22 protein-coding genes are annotated in these 24,448 nt (G+C 42.4%); 6 read left to right on the plus strand and 16 right to left on the minus strand.

The features are described from left to right. Nucleotides 1-32 precede the first annotated feature (32 nt). A complete protein-coding gene (locus L8106_RS31985) occupies nucleotides 33-221 on the plus strand; it encodes a hypothetical protein (protein WP_156803598.1) in 189 nt (62 codons plus the stop codon). 238 nt (nucleotides 222-459) lie between these two features. On the opposite strand, the gene kdpA is transcribed toward L8106_RS31985, so the two are convergent. Both kdpA and L8106_RS31990 read right to left on the minus strand, forming a co-directional pair. Then, nucleotides 460-2,145, minus strand: a complete 1,686-nt coding sequence (gene kdpA / locus L8106_RS06090) for a potassium-transporting ATPase subunit KdpA (protein WP_009783353.1) — start codon at nucleotides 2,143-2,145, stop codon at nucleotides 460-462. A 14-nt stretch (nucleotides 2,146-2,159) separates the two neighbouring features. Next, on the minus strand, nucleotides 2,160-2,306 hold the full coding sequence (locus tag L8106_RS31990; protein ID WP_009783354.1) for a hypothetical protein: 147 nt from the start codon (nucleotides 2,304-2,306) through the stop codon (nucleotides 2,160-2,162). A gap of 375 nt (nucleotides 2,307-2,681) precedes the next feature. Here L8106_RS31990 and L8106_RS06095 point away from each other — a divergent pair, with 375 nt between their 5' ends. From L8106_RS06095 to L8106_RS06105, 3 genes are all read left to right on the plus strand, one after another. Beyond that, nucleotides 2,682-3,791 (plus strand): sensor histidine kinase KdpD, encoded by a 1,110-nt coding sequence (locus L8106_RS06095; RefSeq protein ID WP_009783355.1) that lies wholly within the window; start codon nucleotides 2,682-2,684, stop codon nucleotides 3,789-3,791. Nucleotides 3,792-3,794: 3 nt separating this feature from the next. Beyond that, complete coding sequence (locus L8106_RS06100) at nucleotides 3,795-4,475, plus strand: response regulator transcription factor (protein WP_009783356.1); 681 nt, start codon at nucleotides 3,795-3,797, stop codon at nucleotides 4,473-4,475. Between the two features lie 273 nt (nucleotides 4,476-4,748). Then, nucleotides 4,749-5,510, plus strand: a complete 762-nt coding sequence (locus tag L8106_RS06105) for a phycobilisome rod-core linker polypeptide (protein ID WP_009783358.1) — start codon at nucleotides 4,749-4,751, stop codon at nucleotides 5,508-5,510. Between the two features lie 165 nt (nucleotides 5,511-5,675). On the opposite strand, the gene L8106_RS06110 is transcribed toward L8106_RS06105, so the two are convergent. The 5 genes from L8106_RS06110 to L8106_RS06130 all read right to left on the minus strand — a co-directional run bounded on the left by L8106_RS06110 (nucleotide 5,676) and on the right by L8106_RS06130 (nucleotide 9,695). Beyond that, on the minus strand, nucleotides 5,676-6,275 hold the full coding sequence (locus L8106_RS06110) for a TerD family protein (RefSeq protein ID WP_009783359.1): 600 nt from the start codon (nucleotides 6,273-6,275) through the stop codon (nucleotides 5,676-5,678). 142 nt (nucleotides 6,276-6,417) lie between these two features. Then, a complete protein-coding gene (locus L8106_RS06115) occupies nucleotides 6,418-6,987 on the minus strand; it encodes a TerD family protein (RefSeq protein ID WP_009783360.1) in 570 nt (189 codons plus the stop codon). A gap of 44 nt (nucleotides 6,988-7,031) precedes the next feature. Next, a complete protein-coding gene (locus tag L8106_RS06120) occupies nucleotides 7,032-7,601 on the minus strand; it encodes a TerD family protein (protein WP_039895591.1) in 570 nt (189 codons plus the stop codon). Between the two features lie 293 nt (nucleotides 7,602-7,894). Further along, entirely contained in the window at nucleotides 7,895-8,422 is a 528-nt protein-coding gene (gene def, locus L8106_RS06125) for a peptide deformylase (RefSeq protein ID WP_009783362.1), read from the minus strand. Nucleotides 8,423-8,426: 4 nt separating this feature from the next. Next, nucleotides 8,427-9,695, minus strand: a complete 1,269-nt coding sequence (locus tag L8106_RS06130) for an HhoA/HhoB/HtrA family serine endopeptidase (protein WP_009783363.1) — start codon at nucleotides 9,693-9,695, stop codon at nucleotides 8,427-8,429. A 528-nt stretch (nucleotides 9,696-10,223) separates the two neighbouring features. Here L8106_RS06130 and dnaA point away from each other — a divergent pair. Then, the gene (gene dnaA, locus L8106_RS06135) at nucleotides 10,224-11,582 is read left to right on the plus strand and encodes a chromosomal replication initiator protein DnaA (RefSeq protein ID WP_009783364.1); all 1,359 of its coding nucleotides are present in this window, start codon (nucleotides 10,224-10,226) and stop codon (nucleotides 11,580-11,582) included. A gap of 223 nt (nucleotides 11,583-11,805) precedes the next feature. On the opposite strand, the gene L8106_RS29395 is transcribed toward dnaA, so the two are convergent. The 9 genes from L8106_RS29395 to L8106_RS32805 all read right to left on the minus strand — a co-directional run bounded on the left by L8106_RS29395 (nucleotide 11,806) and on the right by L8106_RS32805 (nucleotide 22,300). Next, nucleotides 11,806-12,834, minus strand: a complete 1,029-nt coding sequence (locus L8106_RS29395; RefSeq protein WP_009783365.1) for a hypothetical protein — start codon at nucleotides 12,832-12,834, stop codon at nucleotides 11,806-11,808. A gap of 361 nt (nucleotides 12,835-13,195) precedes the next feature. After that, nucleotides 13,196-13,378 (minus strand): hypothetical protein, encoded by a 183-nt coding sequence (locus L8106_RS06145; RefSeq protein ID WP_009783367.1) that lies wholly within the window; start codon nucleotides 13,376-13,378, stop codon nucleotides 13,196-13,198. Nucleotides 13,379-13,534: 156 nt separating this feature from the next. Continuing rightward, the gene (cysS, locus tag L8106_RS06150) at nucleotides 13,535-14,980 is read right to left on the minus strand and encodes a cysteine--tRNA ligase (protein ID WP_009783368.1); all 1,446 of its coding nucleotides are present in this window, start codon (nucleotides 14,978-14,980) and stop codon (nucleotides 13,535-13,537) included. A gap of 173 nt (nucleotides 14,981-15,153) precedes the next feature. Beyond that, nucleotides 15,154-15,510 carry a phosphoribosyl-AMP cyclohydrolase gene (hisI, locus tag L8106_RS06155; protein WP_009783369.1) on the minus strand — a complete coding sequence of 119 codons (357 nt, stop codon included), beginning with the start codon at nucleotides 15,508-15,510 and terminating at the stop codon, nucleotides 15,154-15,156. Nucleotides 15,511-15,566: 56 nt separating this feature from the next. Then, nucleotides 15,567-15,998, minus strand: a complete 432-nt coding sequence (locus L8106_RS06160) for a SufE family protein (RefSeq protein ID WP_009783370.1) — start codon at nucleotides 15,996-15,998, stop codon at nucleotides 15,567-15,569. 116 nt (nucleotides 15,999-16,114) lie between these two features. Further along, nucleotides 16,115-18,733, minus strand: a complete 2,619-nt coding sequence (locus L8106_RS06165; protein WP_009783371.1) for an EAL domain-containing protein — start codon at nucleotides 18,731-18,733, stop codon at nucleotides 16,115-16,117. Nucleotides 18,734-18,969: 236 nt separating this feature from the next. Continuing rightward, nucleotides 18,970-19,965, minus strand: coding sequence for a porphobilinogen synthase (gene hemB / locus L8106_RS06170; RefSeq protein ID WP_009783372.1), 996 nt, complete (start codon nucleotides 19,963-19,965; stop codon nucleotides 18,970-18,972). A gap of 206 nt (nucleotides 19,966-20,171) precedes the next feature. Then, nucleotides 20,172-21,473 carry a pentapeptide repeat-containing protein gene (locus L8106_RS06175; protein WP_009783373.1) on the minus strand — a complete coding sequence of 434 codons (1,302 nt, stop codon included), beginning with the start codon at nucleotides 21,471-21,473 and terminating at the stop codon, nucleotides 20,172-20,174. 143 nt (nucleotides 21,474-21,616) lie between these two features. Further along, nucleotides 21,617-22,300 carry a hypothetical protein gene (locus tag L8106_RS32805; RefSeq protein ID WP_009783374.1) on the minus strand — a complete coding sequence of 228 codons (684 nt, stop codon included), beginning with the start codon at nucleotides 22,298-22,300 and terminating at the stop codon, nucleotides 21,617-21,619. Nucleotides 22,301-23,039: 739 nt separating this feature from the next. Here L8106_RS32805 and L8106_RS06190 point away from each other — a divergent pair. Beyond that, nucleotides 23,040-24,434: a sensor histidine kinase gene (locus L8106_RS06190; RefSeq protein ID WP_009783376.1), complete on the plus strand. Its 1,395-nt coding sequence runs from the start codon at nucleotides 23,040-23,042 to the stop codon at nucleotides 24,432-24,434. The last annotated feature ends 14 nt before the right edge of the window (nucleotides 24,435-24,448 follow it).

Here is a 24,448-nt window from a genome sequence, read left to right on the forward strand (position 1 = left end):
CTTTTAGAAGCGGATGGATTTTTTTTTGAGAGTTGGGAATTCATGCTTTTAGAAGCGGATGGGTTGGGTGTTGGTTTTTGGGGTTGATGCTTTTAGAAGCGGATGGATTTTTTTTTGAGAGTTGGGAATTCATGCTTTTAGAAGCGGATGGATTTTTTTTTGAGAGTTGGGAATTCATGCTTTTAGAAGCGGATGGGTTGGGTGTTGGTTTTTGGGGTTGATGCTTTTAGAAGCGGATGGATTTTTTTTTGAGAGTTGGGAATTCATGCTTTTAGAAGCGGATGGGTTGGGTGTTGGTTTTTGGGGTTGATGCTTTTAGAAGCGGATGGATTTTTTTTTGAGAGTTGGGAATTCATGCTTTTAGAAGCGGATGGGTTGGGTGTTGGTTTTTGGGGTTGATGCTTTTAGAAGCGGATGGGTTGATTGTTGGTTTTTGGAGATGGATGGGTTGGTTTTGGGTTAGGAAATGCTTGCTATTTTAAAGGCTTCTGCTACGGGACCTAAGACTAAAACGGGTAAGAAGGTTAAGGCACCTAAAATGACAATTACCCCGGCGGTGATACTGGTAAATAAAATGGTGTCTGTTCGCAATGTTCCTGTGGTTTCAGGAACAGCTTGTTTGCGAGTCATATTATCAGCTAGTAACAACAAGGCAATAATCGGAATATAACGACCTAAAAGCAGTGAAAAACTGGCGCTTAAGTTCCACCAAAGGGTGTTATCACTGAGTCCTTCCAAGCCGGAACCGTTGTTAGCCGCAGCCGAAGCATATTCATAGATGACTTGAGAAATTCCGTGAAAACCGGGGTTGGTAATTCCTGACAGGGTATCGGGAAAAGCGAGGGTAATTGCTGCGGGAATTAAGATGGCTATGGGATGAACCAATAACACCACGCTTGCGAGAACAATTTCTCGTTTTTCGATTTTTCGTCCCAAAAATTCGGGGGTGCGTCCGACCATTAATCCTGTTATAAAAACGGACAAAATTAGAAAGATAAACAGATAAGCGGTTCCGGTTCCTTGTCCGCCCCAAATTATTTGTAAAAACAAATCGGACAATGTGGTAAAACCGCCTGTAGGCATTAGTGAATCGTGCATTCCGTTGACTGCACCGCACATTGTTCCGGTGGTAGAAACTGCCCAAAGTGCTGTTAACGCCCAACCAAACCGAACTTCTTTTCCTTCTAAATTTGCTGCTGGTTCGCCTAAAATACCGTTAACAATGGGGTTGCCTTGGTATTCGCCAATTGCCGTAATTGCAATTAAAATTGCAAACATAATAAACACCATCCAAAACACTAACCAACCTTGTTTGGGGTTATCTGCCATGATGCCGTAAGTATGGATTAATCCGGCTGGAATAATCATCATAATCACGGTTTCAAACAAGTTGGTAAATCCGTTGGGGTTTTCAAAGGGATGGGCGGAATTGATTCCAAAAAATCCCCCGCCATTTTCGCCCAATTCTTTGATAATTTCAAAGTGGGCGACGGGACCACGCGCGATATATTGGGTTGCGCCTTCTAGGGTGGTAATTTCCGCAGGTTGGGCTAATGTTTCGGGTACTCCAGCGATGAGTAAAAGTATTCCGCCAATGATAGAAATAGGGAGTAAAATTCGGGTAATAGATTGGGTTAAGTCAACGTAAAAGTTGCCCAAAGGTTTACCCGTTAGTCCGCGAATAAAGGCAATTGCAACGGCAATTCCTGTCCCCGCAGAGGTAAACATTAAAAACCCTAACGCCAGCATTTGTGAGAAGTAACTGTAGGTTGTTTCTCCTGAATAATGCTGTTGGTTTGTATTCGTAACAAATGAGATAGCGGTGTGTAGGGCTAAATCCCAACTGGGGGCTGATAATTGAGTTGGGTTAAGCGGTAAAATCCCTTGAAATAGAAATATTAAAAAGACAAATATTCCCATCACAAGGTTGCTAAAAAGTACCGCCCGAATATATTGCCAACCGTTCATTGAGTCTTTGAAATGAACTCCGCTGACGGCATAAATAAACTGTTCAACGGGCTTTAATATTCGGTCGAGTGCGGTTCTTTGATGTAAAAAAACACGCGCCATATAAGCCCCTACAAGCGGGGAAATTAGCAGCAAAATGAATAAAGTTAAGACAATTTGATAGAATCCTTGCAACATGGTTTTAGAAAATACTATTGTTGGGAAAATTGACAGGCTGACAGGGGTTTAAGTTTATTCAAAATGGGATTAATGGCAACGTCTAACAGAATGTCATTGGGTTGAATTTGGGGATTGTTATTGGCAAGAATAATGTGATTTTCTCGAAATAATCCCAGCATTTAACATTCTTCTGGTGGAACAATATCTCTCAATTTTGAGCCGCAATAGCAGCTGTTTAAACTTACTCTAATACTCACCACTTTTGGTTTTTCTGTGTGCATCATTTTTCTGATATCGCCTAAATTTGGCTATCGATAAAACAGTTGATAGCTTGATTATGCCGAAGATTTTCCGAAAAAAGAAGGTATAGAGGTGAGTTAATTGGAAATTTATATTAATCTGTTTAAGCCGAAGAATATAGAAGCGTTTAGATTTAACCTAAACGTTTATATCCACAGATATATATTTGCCTAAACGCCCGGTTTGTTATTAAACTAGATCATTAATCGAGATCGGGTTATCGCCCATCCTTAAACTGTTTTTGGTCATTCAATATGCAATTTAGATTACCCGCTTTCTTTCATCGTCTCTGGCTGTATCTTCCCAAGACTCAATGGCTAATTGTGGCGGTATTTGCGATTGTTATTGCTTTGGAATATTCTACCCCTCCGCCCTATGTTTTTGGCTATCTCTACATTGGGGCGGTATTACTGGCTAACTCCCGCCTCAGCCGCAAAGCGACTGCACAAGTGGTCTTATTTGCGGTAATATTAACCGTGTTAAACTTGGTAATTCCGGGAAAAGAATCGATTTCACCCGCAACAATTGCTAACCGTTTTATTGCGATTTCTGCTTTAATTGTCACGGGTTGGTTAAGTCAACGAAACCGCAGCTATGAAGAAACTCTAAATCGTCAACGAATGCAACTGTTTACCCAAAAAAAACTAATTCAATTGCGAGAAGATTTTGCGTCTACTTTAACTCACGATTTGAAAACGCCCCTATTGGGTGCAATCGAAACTTTAACCGCCTTTGAACAGGAAAAATTTGGCCCGGTAACTTCGACTCAAACTAAAGTGATTGAGATTATCAAACGCAGTCATAAAAATACTCTGGAATTGGTGGAAACGTTACTCGATGTTTATCGAAATGACACCGAAGGTTTGCAGTTGAAACAAAAGTCTCTAGACTTAGTAATTTTAGCCGAAGAAGCAATTTCTACGATGACCGATCTCGCTTCTAGCCGTCAAGTTTACATCCGTTTAACTCAAGAAAATTCCGATTTTCGTTCCCGGTGTTGGGTGAATGCAGACCCCCTACAATTGCGCCGTGTCCTGGTTAACCTGATTTCTAATGGAATTAATCATTCTCGTCGCGGAAGCACTGTACAGGTGATGCTGATGGCGGATAATGGCGATTTTGTGGTAAAGGTAATAGATGAAGGTCAAGGCATTCGAGATGAGGAATTCCCGATGTTATTTGAACGCTTCTATCAAGGAAATGGCGATCGCCAAGCTAAAGGATCGGGATTAGGATTGTATCTCAGTCGTCAAATTGTAGAGGCGCATGGTGGTAAAATTTGGGCAGAACAGCGATCGCCTCACGGTGCGATATTTGCTTTTCGTCTGACCGCTGAGATTTCTTCTGTGATGGCGAATTCTTAATTAATGAACTCCAAACCGTTAAACATTTTATTAGTGGAAGATGACGAATTATTTCGTCTCGGTTTAGTGACTCGACTTCAGCAAGAAGGAGATATTTTAATTGTTGCAGAAGCCGAAGATGGAGAAACAGCCGTTGAATTGGTGAGTCAGCATTCTTTTGATGTGGTGATTTTAGATGTCGGACTTCCGGGAATTGGTGGTGTAGAAGCCTGTCGCCAAATCAAACAAAAACAGCCCTTACTTCCGGTTTTAGTTTTGACTTCTCACTCTCAAAAACCTCTGATTAATCGCATCATTGAAGCCAAAGCACAAGGGTATTGTTTAAAAGGAATTGCACCGGAAGCATTAATTTTAGCCATTCGTTCGGTAGCCGCAGGTGCGTCTTGGTGGGACTCAATAGCAACCCAGGAAATACAAAAAACTTTCGGACAATTTGCAGAGGTTCCAGAAGGTTCAGAAGCATATTCTGCGAGTAATCCTTTAACGAAAAGAGAACAGGAAATATTAGCTTTAATTGCTTCGGGTAAATCAAATCAAGAAATTGCCGATATTTTGTATATTGCACCGGGTACGGTGCGGGTTCATGTGCATACTATTTTGAAGAAATTAAATGCACGCGATCGCACCCAAGCGGCTTTAGTTGCTATCCAAAAGAAACTGGTTGCAGCTAATTTTTTGGAGTAAATGAAGCGGAAGCATTTATTCTCATCAACTTTGAAGCGGTTTGATTTTCTACAAAAGATAGACAGATCGGCGATTGCTTCTCTTGAGAAAAAAGGATTTGTGCCGGGAATATTACAGATTGTTGCATTTATTCACAAAAAAGAGACGTAAACCCCGTGATCCCCTAATCTGAAGGATGGTATAGTGATGCCAATATAATCCCTTGTTATTAAGGGATGGCTTAACAGCCACATGAAGTTATCAACGTTAACTTTGAGATTAAGGAGATTTTAAGTGGCGCTTCCTTTATTAGACTACACACCCGTCAGCCAAAATGTACGGGTTGCCGGATACGAAGTCGGGGGTGATGAGCAACCCAGAATCTATTCGTCTGAAGATTTACCCTCTGGGACTGAATGGGACGATTTAATTTGGGCGGCTTATCGCCAAATTTTCAGTGAACACCAGATGCTCAAGAGCAACCGTCAAAAGTTCCTGGAGTCTCAGCTTAAGTTTGGTCAAATTACCGTCAGAGATTTTATCCGAGGTTTAGCAACTTCTGATCCCTTCTTGCGGTTCAACTACCAAACCAACAGCAACTACCGTTTTGTTGAAATGTGTGTTCAGCGCATTTTAGGACGCGATGTTTACAGCGAACGGGAAAAAATCGCCTGGTCTATCGTTGTTGCGACTAAAGGGCCTCTTGGCTTTATCAACGCTTTAGTTGATAGCGATGAATATTTAGAAAACTTCGGGTACGATAAGGTTCCCTATCAGCGTCGTCGGGTTATCGCCCAACGCAACCAGGGAGAAACACCTTTTAACCTGAAAACTCCTCGTTACGGCGAGTACCATCGTAACCAGCTTGGTTTCCCTCAAATCATTTGGCAAACCTCTGTTCGTCGTTTTGTTCCTCAAGAGAAGCAAGTCAAAGCGGGCGATCCTTCTATGTTCTTGGGTATGGCAAAGGATGTTACTCCGGCAACCAACACGATTACCCGAGTTGCTGTCGGTGATATCAATATTGCCACGATGGTTCCCTATCGTAAGAAGTAAAGCTTTAACAACGGATTATAGAGTCTTTTTGCTCTGTTAATCCATTGCTTTTTATGTCGCTGTCAGGAGTTAGACTTAGGGGTTAATTGTTAAGTTCAAGACAAAAACACTGAAGGTTTAGCCCTTGACAGCGACTATTTTAGACTACTTTACAAGTTTATAGGTCTACAAAAAAGTTTTTACAATACCATTGAGATCAGACTGAATAGGACTTCCTAAAGCTTTAAATTTCCACTGTTCGTTGTCTTTGTAAACTTCTCCCATCAACATTGAAATTTTGCCTTCATAGGAGGCTTCCCCAGACAAACTATAACGGGCAATTTCTATCCCCGACGCATCAACCGCCCGTACAAAGGCATTTTCAACCATTCCAAAATGTTGTTTTCTGGCGAGTCCTTCATAAATATTCACACCTAAAATTATTCGTTCATAAGCTTCAGAAAGACTGTTAAGATAGACTAAAATTTGTTCATCGTCGCCCTTTCCTTCGCCTGTGAGGTTATCTCCAGAATGAACAATTGTTTGATCTTTAGATTCTAAATGAGCGTAATAAATAACATCTTCTTTGTAATTTTTTAACTTCCCGCTTCGGTTGAGTAGCAGAGCATATCCATCTAAATCAAAATCAACGGTTTTCCCTAACAATCCTTCGATTAATCCTTTGGGTTTAGCGACATCCCAACCCAGTCCCATTGTTAATTTTGATAAATCATATTCACTTTTATCGAGAACAATGCTTTGTCCTTTTTTGAGGTTAATCGTCATTTTTTTGAAGTATTATGTTGACTAATAAAGACTAATTAATCAGGAGAAAATCTATCATTTATTGACAGGTTACTCACTCTTTCTTCGGGTTAGACTTCTCCTGATCTCGATCAAAATGTTCCTGAAAATCTTTCAACTGAGATTACACATACTTGTCTACAAAGCTTTGTAAACCTGCGTTATAACCCTGTCCAACGGCTTGAAATCGCCATTCTCCATCTTTTTTGTAGAGTCGGCTAAATTCAACTGATGTTTCTCTCGAAAAATCCTCCTCTAGATCATATCGAGTTACTTCGGTATCCGTTTCTCGATCATAAATCCGAATAAAAGAATTACGAATCTGTCCGAAATTTTGACGGCGCCCGTCGGCTTCGTGAATTGTAACGACAAAAATTAATTCTTGAATGGTAGGATTAATTTGAGTTAAATCAATTTCAATGGTTTCATCGTCACCACTTCCTTCGCCTGTACGACTGTCTCCTAAATGTTTGACTGCATGATCTGGAGACAGTAAATTGTTGTAAAAAACAAAGTATTCATCCTGGGGAATTTTGCCATCTTCGCCTAACATAAAAACTGAAGCATCTAAGTCAAAGGCAGCCCCGGTATCGGTCAAGTTAGCATCCCATCCTAACCCCACTGCTGCTTTTCTCAGTCCAGGTGCTTCTTTAGCGAGGTTAATTCGTTCTCCCTTTTTGATGTTAATTGACATAGTTCTAACTCAATCTTAACCCTCAACTTAAAACCCTATAATTATCATGCGTACTGAGCAACAAAACTCTCTAAATCACTATTATACCCCTGTCCAACGGCTTTAAATTGCCATTCATTTCCGGTTTTAGACAGACGACCTATTTCTATGGCTGTTTCTCGGGCAAAATCTTCTTCTAACTCATAGCGAGTGATTTCGGTTTGAGTCGTTTCATCATAAATCCGGATGAAGGAATTTCTAACTTGTCCGAAATTTTGACGACGGGCTTCGGCTTGAAATATCGTCACAATAAACACGATTTCTTGAATAGAACCCTCGATTTTTTCTAGGTCTATTCTAATGGTTTCATCATCTCCGCTTCCTTTTCCAGTGCGGCTATCTCCCGATGACATCACCGCCCCATCTAGAGATTCTAAGTTATTGTAAAATACAAAAAACTTCTCACTCGGGATTTTACCACTTGCCTCTAACATAAACACCGAAACATCTAAATCAAATTGATCGCCCGTATCAGAAGCATTCACATCCCATCCAAGTCCAACTCCTGCTTTTTTTAAGCCGGGTGATTCTTTAGAGAGATTAATTCCTTCGCCTTTTTTAAGATTAATCGTCATTTTTTCTGACTCCACTTAATTCAAGGATAAACATTCTGTTCAATTACAATTTCCAAGCATCGGGAGAAAACACGACCTCAAGGTCAGACATCATTTTTTACCTGACAATCAACTCAAAAATGATTAAGTATAAATCGCGGTTCTCCTGGATGCAGTTGGATCAACAGGTTCTAGCAATTGAATATTAAAGTTGATCGGCAAGTTCTCTTTTAGTTTATCTCTTTTCGTTACTCTACAAGCACTCAAATTGTTATTTCGGATCAAAATATCTCAACAGATTGAATCATCAACCCCTAACGACAATACAAAGCTTGATATTCAGCTTCGGTGATCACATCCTGCTCATCGTTGACTCGATCTAAAAAGACGATTCCTTCGAGATGGTCATATTCATGCTGAAAAATACGAGCGACAAAATCGGTGAGTTGCTGTCGCTGAAGTTGGCCGGATCGATCCGTGTATTCCACCTGAATCGTTTGATATCGGGGAACCAATCCCCGCACCCCCGGAATACTCAGACAGCCTTCCCATCCCTTTTCTTGTTCAGTGGAGTGATTGACAATTTTGGGGTTAATCATGGCAGTCGGAGCCATCAGAGGAGCCTGAGGATAGCGACGGTTAGGACGAGAAGCCACAATCAACAGGCGATCGCTACGAGAGACTTGAGGTGCGGCGATTCCCACTCCATTAGTTTTGAGGACAGTGGCAATCAGATTATCAATCAGAGTTTGAAGATCCTGATCCGCAATGTCGGTAATCGGTTGAGCATGACGGCGCAACACTGGATTTCCGAGTTGAGCCACTTGTAAAATCTCAGTCATAACTTTAAAACTCAGGAGGTAAATTCCCCGTCATCACATCCAGGGTGACATTTTGTCCGTTGCGGTTGACTTCAACTTGCAGCGAACTACCGACGGTTTGATTTTGAACAATTTGTTGAACCGCTTCGGATTTCCGCACCAATTTGCTATCAATTTTTTGAATCACATCTCCAGGTTGTAGTCCCGACTGTTCCGCCGGAGAACCGGGAACAATATTCACAATCAAAACCCCTTCATCGCTAGCAATGGGAGACGTTAATTCTGGGTTCAGGCGGCGTTTGACCTCGTTCGAGAGTGTCACCATCTCAATTCCCAAATAAGCGTGTTCTGCCCGACCTGTTGCGATTAACTGTTGGGCGATTTGTTGCGCTTTATTAATCGGAATGGCAAATCCTAAGCCTTGAGCGCCGCTAATAATGGCGGTATTCATCCCAACCACTTCTCCTTCGGCGTTCAACAACGGGCCACCGGAGTTACCTGGGTTAATGGCGGCGTCTGTTTGAATAAAGCCAATGCGCTTATCGGGAACCCCGACATCGCTACTTGAGCGACCTGTCGCGCTAATAATTCCCACTGTAACCGAGTTATCCAAACCCAAAGGATTACCAATCGCGATCGCCCATTCTCCGGGGGCTAGCTGTTCAGAATCCCCGATGCGAACACTAGGTAGGTTATTGGCATCAATTTTAATCACAGCGACATCTGTTACCGAATCTGTCCCCAAAACCCGACCTTCAAACAAACGACCATCCTTGAGAACGACCTGAACTGTATCCGTATCCTCAACCACATGGCTATTGGTCAAAATATGACCTTCGGAGCTAATAATAAATCCTGATCCGGTGCCTTGTTCAGTGGGAGATTCGTCCGGGAGGTCACGCGGCCCTCCAAATCCAAAAAAGTCTTCGGGAAATTGCTCATCAAAGCGATCTAATCCTCGACGTCCGATCCGTCTAGAAGCGTTAATCCGCACGACCGCAGGCCCAACCTGTTCAACCGCAGAAACAATAAAGTTAGCGTTTGCCGTTTTGGGGAGGGGAATGGAAGGTTTTTGGGCAAACCAGGACGGTGAACTTGCTTGATCAGCATCTTTTTCTGTTTTTGGGGGAATCGGAACTTGAGTGATCGCCTCCTGAGTGCTGTCTTCTGAAGAGAGAAGGGTTTGGTTTTCTATCCACCGTTCGCCGAGTAAAGCACCTCCTGCCCCGGTGAGCAGAAGCACTAGATAGATTATGGGTTGCTTCCAAAAAACTTTTTCCGTTGTACCACTCATCGCCAGATTGTCCGGTTGACTAATAGGATTCTTACAGGTTTCGGGTTTTCCCGAAGTTTAGATCGTTTGAACCATTTTCAAGGAACAGGTGTTCAATTGCTTCTCTCAACTGTAACATTATCGATGCTGGAACCAGCAGTTTTTCCGGTTCTAGTTTTGATCGGGAGACGGTTGACTCGATGATCGCAGGAGATTCCCCAGCCTCGTCCTGAACAAACGGTCGGGTCGGTTTCTGTTTCTTTCGGTTGCCAATTCCTGAGGGGCTGTCTGCGTGGGTTTCTCAGTCAATCCCAGATGCTCTCGTGGAGTCTCCTTACTCTATTTAGATGATCGCGATGAAAAGATTCGTTAAACTTGTAATCTAGGCATGATTGAAGTGGATGGACGCATTTCCCGTTGAAAATGGAAGCTCTGCTCTCTATAGGGCCGGGTAGTTCACACTGGTATTGTTTGTAGGCTCGAATGTCAGCTTGTGTACGGGTCTATTGTCCCACAGTGTCTCAACTCTATTAAAATCGGAAGTCAGCAGTGGAAATTTCCCTTGAAAGTTTATGGCATCAGGTCTTAGACCGTCTCCAGGTACAACTAGGTGGGCCGACATTCGACACGTGGATCAAAACGGCGAGTGCGGAACGACTCGAAAATCATTGTTTGGTAATTCGCACGCCTAATCCTTTTGCTCGTAATTGGTTGCAAAAACATTACAAGGAAATTATCGCGGAGGCGGCGCAAGATATTTTGGGCTACCCGGTGGAAATTTACGTGACGACTGAAACCCAGATGACTCTCGATCAGGCAAAATCACAACGGGTTTGGCCGTCTACAGTGACTGAAACGCCCTCAAATCAACGCCTAAAACCCCCTAATCTTAATTCTAAATATGTGTTTTCTCGGTTTGTGGTTGGGGCGAATAGTCGTTTAGCTCATGCTGCGGCGTTGGCGGTGGCGGAGTCTCCTGGACGAGAGTTTAATCCGTTATTTTTGTGTGGCGGTGTCGGGTTGGGCAAAACTCACTTGATGCAAGCGATTGGACATTATCGGATTGAAATTAATCCCGATGCTAAGGTGTTTTATGTTTCGACAGAAAAGTTTACGAATGATTTGATTGCTGCTATTCGCAAAGATAGTATGCAAAGTTTCCGCGATCATTATCGGGCGGCTGATGTTTTGTTGGTCGATGATATTCAGTTTATTGAAGGGAAAGAATATACTCAAGAGGAATTTTTTCATACGTTTAATACGTTGCATGAAGCCGGAAAACAAGTGGTTCTCGCCTCTGACCGTCCTCCGAATCAAATTCCTCGTTTACAAGAACGGTTGTGTTCTCGCTTTTCGATGGGGTTAGTGGCTGATATTCAACCGCCTGACTTGGAAACTCGGATGGCTATTTTGCAGAAAAAAGCAGAGTATGAAAATGTTCGTCTTTCTGAAGGAGTGGTTGAATATATTGCCAGTCGTTACACGTCTAATATTCGGGAACTGGAAGGGGCATTAATTCGGGCGGTTGCTTATACTTCGATTTCGGGTTTACCGATGACCGTCGAAAGTATTGCCCCCGTTTTGAGTCCGGCTGAACAGCCTCAAGAATCTTCCCCAGAAGCGGTGATTCAAATTGTTGCTGAAACGTTTAAAGTCTCTGTTGAGGATTTGAAAGGGACGTCTAGACGGCGAGAAATTAGTCTGGCGCGTCAGGTTTCGATGTATTTGATGCGCCAACATACGGATTTGAGTTTGCCGAAAATTGGGGAATTATTTGGGGGAAAAGACCACACCACGGTCATGTATTCTTGTGAAAAAATTACTCAGTTACGCAATAAAGATTTAGAGTTAGCTCAAACTCTCCGACAGTTAAGCGATCAGATTAATTACACCAGTCGCTATCATTAGTACCACAAAGACAGGGAGCAGGCTTGTCTGTTGAACAAAAATTCAAGCGTAGTTGCGTGTTCACCCTGATACATTATATTCCATTTTACCTAAAATACCCCCAATTGTCAATCCTCCACACACTCGGTGTAGGGGTGGGTTCAGAGTCAATCGATCATCTCTTATAGACAAATTCTATAAACCCGCCCCAGTTGATTTTTATCGGGGGAAATCTTCTCAAAAACTACTGAGGAGGCTTCACTTCTAATATTCCTGAAGTCGAAAATACCACTTCAAATTGGGCAGCCGGGTCAGTCGAGGCGGCATCAGACTTCACTAATTGAGGCAGGGGTGTATTATTGACGTTGTTCTTTGCGACTTGAGATTTGGCTTCGTATCCGATAATCTCACCCTCGCTATTGAGTTTCACCACATAAGCAGACTCTCCATCGACCGGAGATGTCCAAGTGGAGTCAATTTGATTATAAAGACTCTGGCTTAACTGGGTTGTATCGACTTCTGAAGATGCCGCTGCGGTCATTGTATCTTCTGTTGTTGTTGCTGTCTCGGGAGTTGATGCAGCGATTTCACTGTCTGGTGTTTCAGCAACGGGGTTAAGGGTATCCGGTTGAGTGGATGGGGTCGCTGCGGGGTCAGTGTCTACTGGGGGTTGAGTTGCCTCAACGCTGGGTGAAGACGTGACGGCGGGTAGCCCTGATGTGGGTGGGGTTGATGCTTCGGGGGGAGAAACGGTTGCATCGGCTGTCGGTGCGGTTGTTTCTATTTCTGTTTCTGGGGTTAGGGTTGAAGTTGTTGAACCTGCTGTGGGGTTTGTAACATCGGGTTGGGTCATGTCAATCTCAGAGTCCAGAGTCCCCATAGTCGTGTCTGTCTCTGCTGTTGGGGTTGAGGTGGCAATATCGCTGTCTGTCTCTGGTGTTGGGGTTGAGGTGGCAATATCGCTGTCTGTCTCTGTTGTCGTTGTTACTGGGGTTTCAGTCTCTAGATCTTCAACAACAATGATGGGACTGGTTTCGGTTGATGTTGGGGTGAGTGATTCTATCTCTTCGCTTTCGCTGGCGATTTCTTCCGGTGAAGGACTTGCTAACAAAGAACCGATGAAGGTTGCGAATATGATGGCAACTAAAGCAACCAATGAGGAGGTTTTAACTGCGGGAGAGAGTTCGGAGGTGCCGATTGATTTCACTGGTGATAAATGACTTGAGTGTTGGGCTTCGGTCGGAGTTGAGGAGGATTCATATTTTGTCTGCATACTTAATACCTCTGCTGTTATAACATAAGAATTGGATGATATTCTTACATATTTCCTGTCTCATTCTCATCTGTTTTTGGACAGGTATTCTAAAATTTTAATTTTTGATGTTCTGATTGTTTCTCAGATCGAGGATTGTTAAAGTTATCTATGATACAAATTAGGGCGACATGGCGATCGCGACGAACGCCATTCGAGATCGTTAAGATGCTTATATTTAGGCAATTTCGCTCTATTACTCGGGGTCTGGCTTTCCTGAAAGTTGACAAAAATCTACCCCTAGACTCTCTATGTTACAGATCAACTTTGTCTGTTTGACACTCGGCTTTGCCCAGATGACAATTTAAGGAATTATTTATCTTTAATTTTTCCACAAACTAGCTTCGTGGGGAATGAAATCAGCAGAAATCATAGACATAGGCAGCATCGCAATCGGAAGTAATCCCATCGACCAAGAACTTAATACAATGATCACAACCAGACTGAGGCGATCACCCCGCTTCAACTCAATTCGATAACACTTTAACTGTTCTTGAGTATTCATACCTCAATCCCCTTACTGCTGTCAAATATGACTCTTTATTTAGTTTATCAATTTTTTGTAGCTTAGAATACAGAATTAAAAATCTGTTACAAAAGCTACTTTTTTAGAAAAGAAAGAGGCAGAAGTGATAACTGTCTCTCAACCCCTATCCTCAACTCATCGATGCCAGACTGTTTCTCCTCCCGGACGATCAATTAACGTAATTCCCGCTTCTTTTAAGCGATCGCGAATTTGATCACCTTCGGCATAATTTTTAGCTTTGCGGGCGGCGAGACGCTGTTGAATTAAGTCTTCGATCTCCTGATCGCTTAACCCTGAAGCTGTTGGTATTGAGGTATCTTCGGGTTTAACTTCCAACCCCAATACTTCGGCGAGTTGTACCAAAGTCCACCAGGTTTGCTGGATCTGTGGAAGCGGAGTTTCGGTTTTGCCTTCGTGAGTGAGGATATTCCCTTCGGTGCGTAATTCCTTTGCCAGTTCAAATAAAACCGCCAAACCTCCTGGAGTGTTAAAATCGTCATCCATTGCGATTTGGAAGCGTTCAACGGCTTCTGAATGCAGAGCGGGCGGCAAATCGTTCTTATCCAGCCACCCCAATTTTTCACCGTGTTGAGATTTAAACAACAACCCTTCACAGAGGGTATTCCAACCGTTTTCGGCGGAAGTGATCGCATCCGGGGTAAAATCTAGAGGTTTACGATAATGAGCTTGAAACACAAACAAGCGAATTACCATCGGGTCAACCGTTTCCAGCAATTGGCGAATCGTGGTAAAATTGCCCAAAGATTTTGACATCTTTTCACCACCGACAGTTACAAACCCATTGTGCATCCAAAAACGAGCCAAAGGTTCACAGTTCGCCGCTTCTGACTGAGCAATTTCGTTTTCATGGTGAGGGAAAATTAAATCTCCACCGCCCCCGTGAATATCAATAGTTGCACCCAAGAGTTGTCGTACCATTGCCGAACATTCTATATGCCAACCTGGACGCCCTTCGCCCCAAGGAGACTTCCAAGCGGGTTCTCCGGGTTTTGAGGCTTTCCAAAGGGCAAAGTCAGAGGAATGTTTCTTTTCCCCTTCAGCGCCTGAAACTCGCCCACTGGCGCCTGCTTGAAGTTGATCTTGTTTGCGCCCAGAGAGTTTACCGTATTCGGGAAATTTTTCTACACTGTAGAAAACATCGCCTTTGCTGGCGTAAGCATACCCTTTTTTTTCGAGTTGTTGAATGAGTTGATAAATTTCAGAAATATTATCAGTAGCGCGAGGATAAGCATCTGCATCTCGAATATTTAAACGCCGGAGATCTTCATAATAAGCTTCGATAAAGCGTTCAGATACAGCTTCCATTGAGGAGTTTTCTTTTTTTGCTCGGTTAAGAATTTTATCGTCAATATCCGTAAAGTTCTGCACGTATTGAACGGTATATCCTAACCATTCTAAATAACGGCGAACCACATCCCAAAAAATATAAGAACGGGCATGACCCAAATGGCAATAGTCATAAACTGTGACTCCGCAGCAATACATTTTAACGTGCTGGGGTTCTAGAGGAATAAAGGTTTCTTTAGTACGGGTTTGGGTGTTATAAATTTTAAGAGCCATTCTTTACAGGGAATAGGGAATAGGGAATAGGGAACAGGGAATAGGGAACGCCGGATCAGGCAAGAGGTAAGAAGTAATTCTAAATTTCTGAACTCCTGTACGCGATCGCACTTACTTCTGACTTTTACTTTATTGTCTAATTTTTTTGAGGGCGCATTGCCATGCACTCCTACTTATCTAGAATTATTTTTGAGCGGAACAGAGTTAAAAAAACAACTTCTAACTCCGGTATGACAAGCAATATCTCCGACTTGCTCGATTTTGATTAACAATACATCTGCATCACAATCATAGTAGAGTTCTTTAACAATTTGAAGATGCCCGGATGTTGCCCCTTTGTGCCAAAGTTCAGCACGAGAACGACTCCAATAGTGAACTTCTCCGGTTTCGAGGGTTTTTTTCAGGGCTGCGTGATTCATCCAGGCCATCATTAAAACCGTGTGATCGTGATAGTCTTGGGCAATGGCTGGAATTAAGCCTTGGTCGTTAAATTTTAGGGTTTCTATCCACAAATAATCTTGATTGATCATCTTTTATTCAACAAAAGCAGCTCGAGGAGGAATGAGGAATGAGGGGTTAAAGTCAATTAGCTTTGAGTGGCGATCGCTTTTTGCTGCATCGTTTTAAAGATGTTATAAAATCCGTTCGCGCGTGAGGGTGTGAGACTGGCTTGTAAGCCGGTTTCTTGAAGAAAGTCGGGGGCAATTTTTTCGATTTCTGCACTCTCAAGCCCATTTAAACCCCGAATTAATAGGGCAACTAATCCTTTGGTGAGTTGGGAATCTGAGTCTCCTTGAAATTGCACTTTACCGTTTTCATCTAAATCGGCAATCACGTAAACTTGAGATACACAGCCGGAAACTTTATTGTCTGGAATTTTAGCATCAGGCGGAAATTCGGACAATTTTTGGGCAAGTGTGATCAGTTGTTCGTAGCGCAGTTTATTGGAAGATGCACGTTTGAACCGTTGAACGATGCGATCAAGTGATGGCGGTAGGGGTGTTGCAGTTGATGACATGATAGGCAATAAAATAGACCTCATCTATTCTCAGTCTAACTGAAAGCGGGGACGGGGACGGTAGGAAATTGCACGAATTGTCCGAAAAAAAGATGCACTCGCAGGGTCGGGAGAGTTTAGGAACAGATAGAAGGATTGAGTTTCAAACTGAAGTCAGACTGACGAAGCAATTTAGCGATTTCAATGGCGGGAACCGGAGGACAGAAGTAATAGCCCTGGGCGAGATCGCAGTGAATGGAACGTAAAAAAGACAGTTGTTGAGGTGTTTCTACCCCTTCAGCAACGACTTTTAGTTTGAGTCCTTGACTGAGTGCGACAATGGTTTGAGCGATCGCGGCATCACGAGAATTCTCCACAATATCTTGGACAAAAGAGCGGTCAATTTTCAGGGTATTCAAGGGAAAATGCTTGAGAACATTGAGGGAGGAGTAACCTGTCCCAAAATCATCAATGGTGATGTGCAAGCCCATTTCTCGCAGTTCTTGTAACGTTTGGATGGTAAATTCAACATCCTGCATGGCGGCACTTTCGGTAATTTCTAACTCCAAATATTGAGGATCGATTTCGGTGGTTTCGAGGGTTTGGAGAATAATATTGATCAGTTGAGACTGATGGAATTGTCGGGCTGATAAATTAACGGCAATTCGCACGGGAGGCAAACCTTCAGCCTGCCAAGATTGATGTTGAATACAAGCCGTTTGCAACACCCATTGTCCAATCGGTGCAATCAAGCCAATTTCTTCAGCGAGGGGAATGAATTGGTCAGGGGGAACGAAGCCGAGTGTAGGATGTTGCCAGCGAATTAAGGCTTCTAAACCGACAATTTTGCCTGTGCTGATTTCGACTTGAGGTTGATAATAGAGTAAAAATTCTTCTTTGATTAAAGCACGTCGTAAGTCTGCTTCCAGGGTTAATTGGTTGAGGGCTTCACGGTGCATTTCTTCGGCAAACACTTGAAAGTTGTTACGACCTTGCTTTTTGGCGCGATACATGGCGGCATCAGCGTGTTTGAGTAGGGTTTGGGCGTCTTCAGCATCATAGGGACACAGGGCGATACCTAGACTGGCGGTGACATACAGTTCTTGATTGTCGATCACAAAGGGAATACTGAGTTTATCGAGTATTCTGTGAGCAATTTTGGTGATTTCGTCGGTAGAGGTTAGATGAGGGAAAAGTAGGGTGAATTCATCTCCTCCCCAACGGGCAATGGTGTCACAGTTTCGTAAACATTGCTTGAGACGGGTGGCGACTTGCTGTAATAGCTGATCTCCGATGCCATGGCCGAGGGTATCGTTGACCACTTTAAAGCGATCAAGATCTAAAAAGGCAACCCCTAAAAGTTCTGGCTGTTGTTTGCTGTTGGCGAGGGCGAGGGCAAGTTGTTCGTCAAACAGGAGACGGTTGGGAAGGTGAGTCAGGGCATCGTGGCAGGCTTGATAACGAATAATGGATTCGACTCGTTTTTGAGCGATCGCCATGTAGAGATGAAGTCCGATGGCAAGAGCGAGTTTGAGTTCTTGAGAACTCCAAGTCGGATTTTGGTCAAATTTTTGTTCTCGCCAGGCTTCAAAGGAAGCACGGGGAATTTTGTGCCGTTCGTCCTGACTGTGATGGCCTGCCCAGTAGATTTCGCTGTTGTAGCCGTTGCGAAAGATAGTCAGACAGCCGACTTGTTGGTGGTTAAACTGGATGGGAATCAGGGCTATTGAACGAATATTGGTTCTCTCAAACGCATTGGCGATTGGCTTGAGATGGGGATTGGCTTGCAATTGGGCGAGGGTGATCACCCGATGGCTTTGTTCTGCGAGATTCCAGGAGACTTTTTGAGTGTTCAGGAGGTGTTGGTAATTTTGTTGCCATTGTTCAATTGACTCTATTTCCGGCTGTTCTCCGTCGAGTTTTCTGAGGCGATGAATAAAATTTTTCCATCGAGGGATTTCTTCGAGGAAGGGTTGACAGGGTTGCTCTCCGGTGATGTAAAGTTGGGAGGGGACACCTGTGGGTTCAGCAACGATGTATAATCGACCCCCAGAACCGTTGAGGGCGGCTACCGCTTCTTCTAGGACTTGCTGGTGAATTTGATTGATTGAAAGCGGACAGTGAAGCAGTTGACTGATTTGATTGATGATGGCTTCATAACGGGCTTGTTCTCGGGTGCGACGGAGAAGGTCTGACTGAGAGATGGCAATGGAGACTTGATCAACGATCAGTTGAATAATTTGGAGTTCTCGCGGTTTGTAGGGACGAGGTGTTTGATGATGAATGGCGAGTAAGCCCCAGAGATATTTCCCATGTAAAATTGGAGTCACCAGTGAGGCTTGCACACCCATGGCATTGAGATATTTAATATGGCAAGGATCAACCGGGGCGTAACGAATGTCTTCTTGGGGGAGTTGTTCTCCGGTGGTTTGACTGTCGAGGTTACTGGTTATTCGGCGTTGCGTGGCGGTATCTACAATCACTCGCTGTCTTGCTTTGAGAAAGAGTTGTCGATCGCGATTGGGAATATCGGTTGCTGGAAACTTCAAGTTTAAAAGCGAAGGAAGACTATTTTCTTCTAGAGACTCAGCAATGACTTCACCACTCCCATCGGTATCAAAACGGTAAATCTTAACACGATTCACTTTTAAAAAGGAACGAATTTCTTCAACTGCTGCATTGAGGATTTCTGACAATTCTAGAGATTGCCGAATCCGGTTGGTGATTTGATGCAGAAAGTATTCTTGATGTTGCATTTATAATATTTTTTGTCTTTAAATAAGGTTGATTTTAGGATGGATTTCTTTAAAGCTGAGTTTGTTTTTATACCTTTAATGTTATCATTTTTTTGAATATTGGTCAATTTCTACGCCATTTTGCTCTATTTATCGCCAATACTTTATAAAAATTATTAATTCTTTATAAAAAGACGAGCCAAGGAAAAAACTCTTTGGCTCAAAAGTTATTACATTGTAGAATAGAACAGTGCGGTTTAGTGTAGAATTAAAGCGACTTCTTTGGCAAAATAAGTTAAGATCACATCTGCCCCTGCTCGCTTCATGCTCGTTAGGGTTTCTAACATTACTTTTTTCTCATCAATCCAACCCTTTTCCCCGGCTGCCTTGATCATGGCGTATTCTCCACTCACATTATAAGCCGCAACCGGAAGGTTCGTTGTTGATCGCACTAACTGAATAATATCTAAGTAAGCCAGTGCGGGTTTAACCATCACCATATCCGCCCCTTCGGCGATATCTAATTCCACTTCAGTTAATGCTTCGCGGGCGTTGGCGGGGTTCATTTGATAGGTTTTTTTATCCCCAAACTTCGGTGCCGAATCTAAGGCATCTCGGAACGGGCCATAATAAGCCGAAGCATATTTCGCAGAATAAGCTAATATACTGACATTCGTATATCCAGCTGCATCTAAGCCCTGACGAATCGCCCCAATTCGACCATCCATCATATCAGAAGGCGCAACAATATCAGCCCCCGCGACTGCTTGAGAAACGGCTTGTTTCACCAAAACTTCGACGGTTTCATCGTTGAGAATTTCTCCGTCATCGCTGACAATACCATCGTGACCTTTGCTCGAAAAAGGATCGAGGGCAACATCGGTTACAATCATAATGTCGGGAAGTTCTTGTTTAATCGCCCGAACAGTGCGTTGAATCAATCCATCAGGGTTGTAACTTTCGGTTCCCGCGTTATCCTTTTTATCTTCAGCAACGAGAGGAAATAAAGCGATCGCCGGAATTCCTAAAGCATGAGCTTCTGTGACTTCCTTCAACAACAAATCTAAGGTATAACGGTAGGTACCGGGCATTGAAGTCACTTCAACTTTGGTATTTTCCCCTTCCATAATAAACAGGGGATAAATTAAATCATTAACGGTGAGTTGGGTTTCACAAGTCATCCGTCGCAGGGCTTCTGTACGACGAATTCGACGGGGACGTTGAACAAGATTTAAGCGAGAGGAGTTACTCATAAGAATCTCAAAAGATGCGTTAAAAGTGTCAATTCTGGAGTTAAGAAACTGTGGCTCTAATTATTCAGTTGCGGTGAGAACATTAGACAACTGATCAAGTTCATTATTATTGCATTTCGTGAATCACTTCAATTCAGCCGATACAATTCAATACAATTTTGTAAATAAGTATGAACATTGATTGACAAGGGCAACATCAAACTCCTCTAATCTGAATAGATTTTTCCATTGGGTAAAATCGCCCCAGTCAGATCCACATCTCGCAAATTCGCTCCTTTCAGGCTAGCCCCTTTCAGGTTCGCCCCCCGCAAATTTGCCCCCTGTAAATAGGCATTTCTAAGATTAGCTTTAGTCAGGTTTGCTCCTCGCAGATCCGCACCTTGTAGGTTTGCTTCAGTCAGGTTAGCATCTTTGAGATAGGCTCCAATCAGGTTCGCCTGTTCTAATTTTGCACCTTCGAGGTTCGCATCTTCTAGGTTAGCATCTTCTAGAATAACGCCTTCGAGGATAGCATCAGTTAAATTCGCGTCTTCTAAATTTGCGCCTTTGAGTTGGGCAAATCCTAATTTTGCTTTTTCTAAAATGGCATTATTGAGGTTAGCGTCTTCGAGTTTAGCAACCCAGAGTTTGGCTTCGGTGAGATCTGCACTTTCTAAGTTGGCTTGACTGAGTTGTGCATCACCGAGACTCGCTTTTTGGAGGTTTGCAAAACCCAGATCAGCACGAGTCATTTGAGTTTTAGCAAGATTGGCGCCTTTGAGGGAAGCTTGATGTAAGTTGGCGTTTTCCAAATTTGCACCGACAAAGATAGCAGATTCGAGGTTAGCTTGGACCAGTTTGGCATTGCTGAGATTTGCGCCTTCGAGTTTAGCACCGCGTAGATCGGCTTGTTGTAAGTTAGCATCGACTAGATGAGCTTCTCTTAAGTTCGCTTGCCAGAGATTTGCATTGCTGAGATCGGTATTGGCGAGTCTAGCCCGAACGAAGTTAGCATAACCCAAGTTTGCCCCTTTGAGCATCGCATAGCCGAGATCAGCCCCTTCAAGTTTAACTCCCCGCAGATCCGCTTTTTCTAGATAAGCATCGGAGAGATCGGCGTTGGAGAGGTTGGCTTTCCACAGGTAGGCTTCGCGGAGGTTGGCGTCTCGGAAGTTTGCACCACTGAGATCACATTCGGGACATTGACGGTTTGCTAGGGTTTGCTGTTGTAAGCGCTGTTTTTTCTCTTTTTCTGAGGGTTGTTGTTGACGGGATTCTGTGGCTTGAAGGCGATCGCTGAGTCGATGGTTTTCTACTAAGATGCTAATGGCGATCAGGGTACTGAGTACGGCTAGACTCGCCAGCACGGTGATTCCGACTAATGTTTTTGTTTTCTGTCTCTCGCTAGGAACTGTTGACAGAGACTTACTCAGGGGGGATGTGATGTTAGGACGATCTAGGGATTGAAATACTTTGGCAACAAGAGTCGTCTTCTGTTCTATGGGATGTTTTGAGTGGGGTTCTACCATGTTTGTTCTTGAGTAGATCGCGATTCGCAACTGATCGTGCGCTCAGACGGTGTAACCCGATGCCACGAGCGATCAGTGAATCACCGTCCTCATTAGACTATCAGGATCAGGAGCATCCATCAAGAACAGTTATTTATCATTTGTTACTTGATTTTGACGGCTTGATCCATCATTTCTTGGGCTAAGGGGTGATAACCATTATGATTTAACCAGGCTAGGGGTGATTCTTTGACTTGATAGCTAACGGCGACACCTGTTGTTACCAGTCGAGAAAAATGTTCACAGTTCCAGCCTAAAAGTCCATAGTCCCAGTCTTGAAAAAGTTCATAGGCAATTAGACATCGATCTAAGACGTGTTGACGGTTTAAAAGTTTAACTGTTGAAAGGATTTCAGCATTTTGGGGAATGGAAAAAACGCCAAAGCCATTTCCTCCAAAGTTGAAACAATGAGTGTCAGAAATGGTGATATGGAAATGGTTTGCAACATCTCGCTGAGAGATTAATAATCCTGCATTTTGACTGTTATAGTTAACTTGTTCTTTGAATAAACGCACGATTTCATCAACAACTGGAGTTTTGTTTTTTTGAAAAATTGAACTTAAATCAGGTTTGTCTGAATCGAGAAAGGGTTGAATTCCTAGTTCTTTAACTGAATATTTTTTGTCGAGTTTCAACCCAGTCGGAAGTGAGGATATATTATATTGACTCGCCTCAATGTTCTTCAGCCAAAACTCTGCACAAAAGAGCGGGGGAATGTCAAAGAGTGCGATCATTAATTTTTGAGATTTTTGATCTTTAAAAAATTTAATTTCGTGAACATAACCCATAGTATAATCCTCTCATTGTTGGGATTAATTTCTGGGGATAAATTTAGCATAATTCTAATCAAAGATCTATCTCATCCGATTGATAATTTGGGATATTTTGATTAAGATATGTTACAGTTTAGGGTGTGATTAATAGTTGATGAAAATCGAAAATCTCAGTAATTCTACGGATGCGATCGCCAAGTTTCGCTACAAAGGTGATCGGGGAAATCCTCTCAACGCCCAAGTTGGTTTAAAATTGAGTTGACTCACTCTTTGTGAAACTCAGAGGAAAGTCACATCTGTTAAAATATAACCTATTCTTAACCTAACTTGGACGGTCAATTGGCTACACTGGAAAGCATAACTGCATCAAGTTATGTTGAAAAGACAGCTTAATCAGTTGAGATCCTCAGCACAGATCAATATATTGCGACAGTCACCGCTCTAGGGGGTTGTTTTTAGATTTTAAAAGTAATTTATCCTTTTGATCTAAAAATGAATCAAGTTTATTGGTTGGTACTCACAATTTTTTTAGACTCGCTCAGAGATATTTCAGGGAATGATTGACAGCAATAAGTTGCATTAAATTTTATTTTTTGGGGTGTATATTAATCCAGAAGATTAGTTGTTTGTAGTGCATAAAAAATCTAGTTTTCAATGAATCATTGAGTTGTATCGTAGATTTTTTTTATAAAAACATAATCTGGGTTATACGATAAACTTGTTAAAAAATTAGTCAGGAAGATTTCAGTTTATTATGGTTATGACATCAGAATCTTTATTCTCTAGTCCTTCGGTTTTTTTAACTCAAGAGATCCATTTAGAATCAACGCTTCAAGACTTACCGCTTTACAGCTTTACAGTCGATATCGAACAACCTGGAATTGCTCTGACTCGTATATTTGAAACTCATCCTTTTATTCCCGGTATTATTCTAACAGATCAAGGAAAGTTTGTGGGAATCATTTCTCACCGTCGATTTTTAAAAATGCTGAGTCGTCCCTATGGACGAGAACTATTTTTAAATCGTTCTATTCGATTACTTCAACGTTTTGTTTCTGATAAACTGTTGTTATTATCAGGGAATACTCCGATTTTAGAAGCGGCGAATAAAGCCGTACAAAGAGATACAGAAATGCTCTATGAACCGATAGTAGTTCGTCTCTTTCCTGAAGAATACCAAGTTCTGGATACGCAACAGTTATTACTCGCTCAATCTTATCTTCATCAACTAGCAACTCAGTTACTCCATGAAAAAACTCAAGCCCAATTAATTCAAACTGAAAAGTTGGTATTACTGGGTCAGATGGTTGCTGGACTAGCTCACGAATTAAGAAATCCTCTCAATTGTATTTCGGGAAATTCTAAGTTTATTCAAGAGAGTTATGAAACGATATCAATGGTTTTAGCCGCTTATGAACAAAAATTTCCAGATTCAGGAAATGACATCAAACAGTTAAAAGAAGACTTGGATTTAGAGTTTGTTCAACAAGACTTTCCCGATTTATTAAAAAGTATACAAGTGTCGTCTGAACGGATGAATCAGCTTGTCAGCAGTCTGAGAAGTTTCTCGTATATGGATGATTCTCGCAAACAAGAAACCGATATTCACGACTGTTTAGATAGTACCTTGTTGATTTTAAAAAGTCGTCTGAAGATGGGGATTGAAGTTGTAAAATATTATGATAATTTACCTTTGTTTCCCTGTTATCCCGGACAATTAAGCCAAGTGTTTATGAACTTAATTGCAAATAGTATTGATGCTTTGGAAGAACAGATGAAAAAGGATTGGAACGACTCCCCAAAAATCTGTATTAAGACTCAAATCAAACTCTTATCTGATTCTGATTTCAATTCCTATCATCATTCATCCAATCATGAGTTTAGTTTAGACGAGAGTTGTTTAAATGAGGCTAAAGACTACCTTTCCATTAAAATTTCTGATAATGGTTTAGGAATTCCAGACGAAATCCAAGCGAAAATTTTTGAGAACTTTTTTACTACAAAACCTGTGGGAAAAGGGACAGGATTAGGATTAGCAATTAGTCATCAGATTATTGTTGAAAAACATGGGGGTCAATTAATTTTAAATTCTACCCTTGGAGAAGGAACTGAATTTGAGATTTTGTTACCGATAGAAGATCAAGATTGAACCGACGATGAGTA

The sequence above is a fragment of the Lyngbya sp. PCC 8106 genome (assembly GCF_000169095.1).
GTDB lineage: Bacteria > Cyanobacteriota > Cyanobacteriia > Cyanobacteriales > Microcoleaceae > Capilliphycus.

Bases quoted from the DNA above. Each gene is read 5' to 3' on its own strand.
- kdpA (WP_009783353.1), bottom strand. From the start codon at position 2,145: ATGTTGCAAGGATTCTATCAAATTGTCTTAACTTTATTCATTTTGCTG.
- L8106_RS31990 (WP_009783354.1), bottom strand. From the start codon at position 2,306: ATGCTGGGATTATTTCGAGAAAATCACATTATTCTTGCCAATAACAAT.
- L8106_RS06095 (WP_009783355.1), top strand. From the start codon at position 2,682: ATGCAATTTAGATTACCCGCTTTCTTTCATCGTCTCTGGCTGTATCTT.
- L8106_RS06100 (WP_009783356.1), top strand. From the start codon at position 3,795: ATGAACTCCAAACCGTTAAACATTTTATTAGTGGAAGATGACGAATTA.
- L8106_RS06110 (WP_009783359.1), bottom strand. From the start codon at position 6,275: ATGACGATTAACCTCAAAAAAGGACAAAGCATTGTTCTCGATAAAAGT.
- L8106_RS06115 (WP_009783360.1), bottom strand. From the start codon at position 6,987: ATGTCAATTAACATCAAAAAGGGAGAACGAATTAACCTCGCTAAAGAA.
- L8106_RS06120 (WP_039895591.1), bottom strand. From the start codon at position 7,601: ATGACGATTAATCTTAAAAAAGGCGAAGGAATTAATCTCTCTAAAGAA.
- def (WP_009783362.1), bottom strand. From the start codon at position 8,422: ATGACTGAGATTTTACAAGTGGCTCAACTCGGAAATCCAGTGTTGCGC.
- L8106_RS06130 (WP_009783363.1), bottom strand. From the start codon at position 9,695: ATGAGTGGTACAACGGAAAAAGTTTTTTGGAAGCAACCCATAATCTAT.
- L8106_RS29395 (WP_009783365.1), bottom strand. From the start codon at position 12,834: ATGCAGACAAAATATGAATCCTCCTCAACTCCGACCGAAGCCCAACAC.
- L8106_RS06145 (WP_009783367.1), bottom strand. From the start codon at position 13,378: ATGAATACTCAAGAACAGTTAAAGTGTTATCGAATTGAGTTGAAGCGG.
- cysS (WP_009783368.1), bottom strand. From the start codon at position 14,980: ATGGCTCTTAAAATTTATAACACCCAAACCCGTACTAAAGAAACCTTT.
- hisI (WP_009783369.1), bottom strand. From the start codon at position 15,510: ATGATCAATCAAGATTATTTGTGGATAGAAACCCTAAAATTTAACGAC.
- L8106_RS06160 (WP_009783370.1), bottom strand. From the start codon at position 15,998: ATGTCATCAACTGCAACACCCCTACCGCCATCACTTGATCGCATCGTT.
- L8106_RS06165 (WP_009783371.1), bottom strand. From the start codon at position 18,733: ATGCAACATCAAGAATACTTTCTGCATCAAATCACCAACCGGATTCGG.
- hemB (WP_009783372.1), bottom strand. From the start codon at position 19,965: ATGAGTAACTCCTCTCGCTTAAATCTTGTTCAACGTCCCCGTCGAATT.
- L8106_RS06175 (WP_009783373.1), bottom strand. From the start codon at position 21,473: ATGGTAGAACCCCACTCAAAACATCCCATAGAACAGAAGACGACTCTT.
- L8106_RS32805 (WP_009783374.1), bottom strand. From the start codon at position 22,300: ATGGGTTATGTTCACGAAATTAAATTTTTTAAAGATCAAAAATCTCAA.
- L8106_RS06190 (WP_009783376.1), top strand. From the start codon at position 23,040: ATGGTTATGACATCAGAATCTTTATTCTCTAGTCCTTCGGTTTTTTTA.